This is a genomic window from Mesorhizobium sp. M7A.F.Ca.US.006.04.2.1 (assembly GCF_004022915.1).
Taxonomy (GTDB): Bacteria; Pseudomonadota; Alphaproteobacteria; order Rhizobiales; family Rhizobiaceae; genus Mesorhizobium; species Mesorhizobium ciceri.
This window is the reverse complement of the sequence record NZ_RZQA01000410.1, coordinates 1-5,586: the sequence shown is the minus strand read 5'-3', so window position 1 is coordinate 5,586 and position 5,586 is coordinate 1. Positions and strand designations below refer to the sequence as shown.

Here is a 5,586-nt window from a genome sequence, read left to right as displayed (position 1 = left end):
GCCCCATGCCGACGACGCCCTTGACGAAGCCGGCGGCGAGGAACACGGCGCCGATCCAGGCGAGGATGCCGGCGCTCAGCATGATCGTATCTTCAGGGCCGGATCAGTCATGCAGCAGCATATCGGTTGCGTCGGCATCCGGGCTGGCGGCCTTTGCCGGCGCCGCATCGCGGCTGGTGGATACGACCGTCGCCGCGCATCCCCGCAGGCCTGATCCCGCTCGCGCCATGGCAAGGCCGGCCACGGCAATGGCCAGCACGATCGCCGTGCTTTCAAGAATGCCGAGCCGCCCTGATGTTCGTTCGTTCATCGCAATTCTCCTTCGAAACTGTTTGACGAAAATCCTGGCCGATCACAATGTGGAAGTTGCGCTGCCAGCCTTCGGCCACGACGAAGGCTGGTTGGCCGACCGCCTTCCCGGCGCTGAATATTCGCAGGAGCAAGAGAATGCGCTTCGATCTGGTCGATCTCCGCCTGTTCCTGCTGGTGGCCGAACGCGGCAGCATCACCCATGGCGCCGAGCTTGCCGGACTGGCCCTGGCGTCGGCCAGCGCCCGCATCAAGGGCATGGAGGAGCGGCTCGGCGCGCCGCTGCTGGAGCGCCGGCGCCGTGGGGTGGTGCCGACGGCGGCCGGACAGGCGCTGCTGCATCATGCGCGCGCGGTGCAGAACCAGATCGAAGCGATGACCGGCGACCTCGCCGCCTATGCCACCGGCCTGCGCGCCCGCGTCCGGCTGATGGCCAACACCGCCGCCACAGCCGAGTTGCTGCGCGAGATCCTGCCCACCTTCCTTGTCGCGCATCCCGGCATCGACATCGAGCTCGACGAGCGCCCCAGCCATGAGATCGCGCAAGCCGTGGCCAGTGGTGCGGCCGATCTCGGCATCGCCGCCACCTGGGCCGGCCTTGCGCACCTCGAGCAGAAACCGTTCTTCATCGACCGGCTGGTGGTGATCGCCGCGCGAAACCGGCCCGGCCTTGAAGGCCGCACCGTCAACCTCACTGAGCTTCTCGGCGAATCTTTCGTCGGCCTCAGCACCGGCCATGCGCTGCAGGAGCACATCGCCCGCCAGGCGGCCCGCCTTGGCGGCCATCTGCATGTCCGCATCCGCGTTCCCGGCCTCGACAATGTCTGCCGGCTGGTCGCGCAAGGTGCCGGCATCGCCATCGTGCCGGAAAGTGCCGCGCGCCGCTCGGCACGCTCGCTGCGACGCCTTCGGCTGACCGACGACTGGGCGACGCGCCAGCTCAATCTCTGCGCCCGCCGCTTCGACGATTTGACGCCGCAGGCAAAATTGCTGGCGGCAGCGCTGGCGTGAGCCGGACAGCGAGCACCTATCCCCATCAGCGCTGAATCATTGCCTTGCTTTTCAAATATTCGTGACGTAGCTTGTTTGCACATTGGCAAAAAAATCGCCAAACTTTTTTCCTTTTGTGAAAGACGGGGACTTTGCGGGAACATCTCGATCTGACCGATCGGCGGCTGGTCAAACAGCTGTCGCAGGACGCCCAGCCGGGCATCAACCGGATCGCCGAGATATTGGCGATTTCGGTGCCGACGGTGCGCTCGCGGCTGCGCAACCTGCTCGACCGCAACCTGCTCAAGATCGTCGGGCTGCTGAACCTGACCGAGCGCCCCGAGCTGATCTCCGCCATTGTCGGCATCAATGCCCAAGGGCGCGGCCGGGCCCGCGAACTGGCGCAGCGCATTGCCGAACTGCCCTTCGTCAACTCGGCCTCGGTGGTCACCGGGCGCTTCGATATCATCGTCGACGTGACGGTGGCCGGTGACGTCGCCGATCTCTACCGCGTCACCAGCGAGCTGATCCCCGGCGCCGGCGAGCCAGGCGAAGTCGTGCGCAGCGAGACATTCGTCGTCATGGCGTCCTGCAACAAATGGGTCAGCCTGCCGGAAGGCTGCTGGTCGGACGACCGCAAGGAGCCGGCATGAAGATCGCGGTTCTCGGCGGCCTCGGCTTGCAAGGCCGGGCGGCAATCACCGACCTCGTCGCCAGCGACGGCGTCGAGGAAATCGTCTGCGTCGATACCGCAGCGGACGGCCCGGCCCGGCTTGCCGGCCTGACCGATCTTGCCCGCGTGCGCTTCGTGGTGCCTGAGGGCGCGATCGGCCAGGCCCTGGCCACTGTGCTTGATGATGTCGACGCCGTCATCGACCTGTTGCCGCAGCCGCTGATGCGCGAGGCGGTAAAGGCCGCGATTGCCACGCGCACGCCGCTGGTCACCACCAATTACGCCAAGTCGATCGCCGACCTGGCGCCGGCCGCCGAACAGGCCGGTGTCTCGATTATGACCGAATGCGGGCTCGACCCCGGCATCGACCTCGTGCTCTACGCGCGCGCCGCCAGGCAGTTCGACTCGATTTCTTCGATCGATTCCTATTGCGGCGGCATCCCCGAGCCGAAGGCGATGGCCAAGCCGCTGTGCTACAAGGTGAGCTGGAATTTCGACATGGTCCTGGTCAGCCAGAACCGCGACAGCGTGATGATCGAGGACGGGAACCGTGTCGCGGTGCCTGCCGGCCAGCAGCACGACAATCCGTTCATCCATGAAATCGAGGTTGCCGGTCTCGGCAGGCTCGAAGCCTTCCCCAATGGCGACGCGCTGCACTATGTCGAGATGCTGGACGCCGCAAAAGGGCTGCGCCGCTCCGGCCGCTACACACTGCGCTGGCCGGGATGGTCGGCCTTCTGGGCGCCGTTGAAGGAACTCGGTTTCCTCTCTGAGGACAAGGTGCCCGGCACCTCCAACAGCCCGCGCGAATTCCTTGGCCGGCTGCTCGGCCCGCAATTGCAATACGGCCCCGGCGAAAAGGATCTTTGCGTGATGCGCAATGTCTTTTCCGGCCTCGAAGGCGGCCGCGCCAAGACGGTGACGTCGGACCTGATCATCGAACGCGATCTCGTTTCCGGCCTGTTCGGCATGAGCCTCGGCGTCGGCTATCCCGCCAGCATCGTGGCGCAGATGCTGGCGAGGGGCGAGATCACCAGACCCGGCTTTTTGAACCCGCTGCTGGATGTGCCCGACATCAGGTTCTTCGATGAATTGGCCAGGCGTGGCATCACGGTTTCCGAGACGGTGGCACGGGACTGAGGCGAAAGATTTTCGAACGGTGGCTGCCGCCGGCAACGGCGCTGCCGCTCAAAAAGGAGCCCAAGGAGAACCGCGGGCACACATTAACGACAACAGGGAGGAATACCGAAATGAAGATTGCCAGACTTTTCATCGCCGGAAGACTTTTCATCGCCGGGCTTGCGCTCGCCGGGCTCACCGCTGCGGCCAGTGCGGGTACGCTCGACGACATCACCAAGCGCGGCGAATTGCGCGTCGCCGTGCAGACCCAGGGACCGCCCTTCTCGCTGGTCGGCGCCAATGGCGAACGCACCGGCAGTTCGGTCGAACTGGCCGAACTGATGGCCAAGGAAATGGGAGTGAAAATCACCTTCCTCGACTTCGACTGGGATGGTTTGATCCCGGCGCTGCTGTCGGGCAAGGCCGACCTGCTGGTCGCCGACATGACACCGACGCTGGCGCGCGGCATGAAGGTCGCCTTCACCACGCCTTACATGTACACGGGCAGCACCGTCTTCACCAAGGCCGACAGCAAGTTCAAGACCACCGAGGACTGCAAAGCCAAGGGCACCAAGATCGCCGTGCTGCTCGGCGCCACCGGCGAGAAGGAAGCCAAGAAAGCCTTCCCCGATGCCGACATCAAGAGCTACAAGGGTGGCGGTCCGCTGCTGCTCGACGCCGTCAACAACGGCCAGGCCGACTGCGGCGTCAACGACGTCTCGGCGGTCAAAGGCCAGTCGACCGCCTATCCGGCCGGCACCTTCACCATCATGCCGGACCTTCTGTCGAAGGAGCCGCTTGCCTTCGCCACCCGCTATGATGAGCCGGACCTGTTGATCTGGATGAACCTGTTCCTCAACCAGGTCACTATCGACGGCCGCCTGCAGAAGAACCTCGACTACTGGGTCAATTCCGACGCCTGGAAGAAGGATCACTAAGCAGCGATAAATCCAGGCGGTTTCGCGCGCATCTTAAACGCCGCGAAGCCGCCCGGAATTTCGTTTCATCTGTCGTTTCCTGCGCTCTGGGGATTTCACCCAACGATGCTCGAAAATTTCAGTTTCCGCACCATCGTCGAATACCTGCCGTTGTTCGGACAGGGCCTGGTCACGACCGTTTGGCTGTCGGCGCTGTCCTTTGTCGGCGCGCTCATCGTCGGCATCGTGCTGTGCGCCATGAATCTGCAGCGCGGCTGGCTGTTTCGCGCCCCAGCCAAGGCCTATATCGATGCGGTGCGTGCCACGCCCTTGCTGGCGCAGCTCTATTTTCTTTATTTCGGCCTGCCCCGGCTCGGCTTCGTTCTGCCGGAACTCGTCGTCGGCATCCTCGCGTTGTCGCTGAACAGCGGCGCCTATATCGCTGAAATCATTCGCGCCGGCATCCTGTCGATCCCGCGCGGCCAGGTCGAGGCCAGCGTCGCTTCGGGCATGACCTATGTCCAGCGCATGCGCCTTGTCGTCCTGCCGCAAGCCTTCAAGGTGACGATCCCGCCGCTGCTCGGCCAAGCGATCGTGCTGGTCAAGGATTCCGCCCTTCTGTCGCTGATCTCTGTTTCGGAACTGACACGCGCCGGTCAATTGCTCGCCTCCGACCGCTTCATGCCGGCGGAAGGCTTCCTCACCATCGCCGCCTTCTATCTGCTGCTCTATTACGGCCTGAAAGGGCTGGCTGGGCTCTCCAGCCGCTGGCTCGGCACAGCGGGGGCGCGGACATGATCTGGCAACAACTGCAAAGCCTCGCCGGCTCCTATCCACTGGCCCTGCGCGGCCTCGGCATGACCGTGTTGCTGTCGCTGATCAGCCTGGTGCTCGGCACGCTGCTCGGCTTCGGCCTCGGCATCCTGCGCACCGGCGGCAACCGTCTGATCTCGGGCTTGATCGGCGCCTGGGTCGACCTGATCCGCGGCACGCCGTTCCTGGTGCAGATCTTCCTGATCTTCTTCATCCTGCCGGAGTTCGGCATCGAGCTCGACGCCTTCACCGCCGGCATCATCGCGCTGACCAATCTGGCTGCCTGCTTCATCTGCGAGATCGTCGTCGCCGGCATCCGCTCGGTACCGACCGGCCAGGTCGAGGCGGCACTGGCGTCCGGCCTGTCGCGCTGGCAGCGCATGCGCCAGGTGGTGCTGCCGCAGGCCATGCGCATCGTGCTGCCGCCGCTGGTCGGGCAATATGTGCTGCTGATCAAGGATTCTTCCGTCGTCTCGGCCATCGGCCTCACCGACCTCACCCGCGTCGGCTGGCTGGTGGTGCAGCGTGTGCCCAACGGCCTGCTGGTCTTCTTCCTTGTCGGCGCCGGCTATTTCATCGTCTGCTATCCGCTGATCATGCTGGCCCGCCGGCTGGAGCAGCGCATGGGCGCGGCGCATGGCGAGGTGCAGTTGTGACTTCCAACCTCAAAGGTCCAGAAAACATGACCAAAACGGGCCTTGCCAAAACCGGCATGATCGACTTTCGCGGCGTCAACAAATGGTTCGGCTCGCTCAACGTGCTCAA

The 5,586-nt window shown here is 64.4% G+C and carries 7 protein-coding genes; 6 read left to right on the top strand and 1 reads right to left on the bottom strand.

Annotated features, from left to right (window positions below; genetic code table 11):
* Window positions 1-103: 103 nt before the first annotated feature.
* Window positions 104-310, bottom strand: coding sequence for a hypothetical protein (locus EN925_RS20970; RefSeq protein WP_063168653.1), 207 nt, complete (start codon window positions 308-310; stop codon window positions 104-106).
* Window positions 311-447: 137 nt separating this feature from the next.
* Here EN925_RS20970 and EN925_RS20965 point away from each other — a divergent pair, with 137 nt between their 5' ends.
* From EN925_RS20965 to EN925_RS20940, 6 genes are all read left to right on the top strand, one after another.
* Window positions 448-1,320 carry a LysR substrate-binding domain-containing protein gene (locus tag EN925_RS20965; protein ID WP_024501774.1) on the top strand — a complete coding sequence of 291 codons (873 nt, stop codon included), beginning with the start codon at window positions 448-450 and terminating at the stop codon, window positions 1,318-1,320.
* A gap of 131 nt (window positions 1,321-1,451) precedes the next feature.
* A complete protein-coding gene (locus tag EN925_RS20960) occupies window positions 1,452-1,952 on the top strand; it encodes an Lrp/AsnC family transcriptional regulator (protein WP_024501775.1) in 501 nt (166 codons plus the stop codon).
* Complete coding sequence (locus EN925_RS20955; RefSeq protein ID WP_127368919.1) at window positions 1,949-3,112, top strand: saccharopine dehydrogenase family protein; 1,164 nt, start codon at window positions 1,949-1,951, stop codon at window positions 3,110-3,112. Before EN925_RS20960 ends, EN925_RS20955 begins: the two co-directional genes overlap by 4 nt.
* A 110-nt stretch (window positions 3,113-3,222) precedes the next feature.
* Entirely contained in the window at window positions 3,223-4,029 is an 807-nt protein-coding gene (locus EN925_RS20950; RefSeq protein WP_064994007.1) for an ABC transporter substrate-binding protein, read from the top strand.
* Window positions 4,030-4,134: 105 nt separating this feature from the next.
* Window positions 4,135-4,806: an amino acid ABC transporter permease gene (locus EN925_RS20945; protein ID WP_013530557.1), complete on the top strand. Its 672-nt coding sequence runs from the start codon at window positions 4,135-4,137 to the stop codon at window positions 4,804-4,806.
* Window positions 4,803-5,477, top strand: a complete 675-nt coding sequence (locus EN925_RS20940; protein WP_127368920.1) for an amino acid ABC transporter permease — start codon at window positions 4,803-4,805, stop codon at window positions 5,475-5,477. Before EN925_RS20945 ends, EN925_RS20940 begins: the two co-directional genes overlap by 4 nt.
* Window positions 5,478-5,586: the final 109 nt, after the last annotated feature.

Excerpts from the sequence above, each read along its gene's own strand:
- EN925_RS20955 (WP_127368919.1), top strand. The coding sequence starts at position 1,949 with ATGAAGATCGCGGTTCTCGGCGGCCTCGGCTTGCAAGGCCGGGCGGCA.
- EN925_RS20965 (WP_024501774.1), top strand. The coding sequence starts at position 448 with ATGCGCTTCGATCTGGTCGATCTCCGCCTGTTCCTGCTGGTGGCCGAA.
- EN925_RS20970 (WP_063168653.1), bottom strand. The coding sequence starts at position 310 with ATGAACGAACGAACATCAGGGCGGCTCGGCATTCTTGAAAGCACGGCG.
- EN925_RS20945 (WP_013530557.1), top strand. The coding sequence starts at position 4,135 with ATGCTCGAAAATTTCAGTTTCCGCACCATCGTCGAATACCTGCCGTTG.
- EN925_RS20940 (WP_127368920.1), top strand. The coding sequence starts at position 4,803 with ATGATCTGGCAACAACTGCAAAGCCTCGCCGGCTCCTATCCACTGGCC.
- EN925_RS20950 (WP_064994007.1), top strand. The coding sequence starts at position 3,223 with ATGAAGATTGCCAGACTTTTCATCGCCGGAAGACTTTTCATCGCCGGG.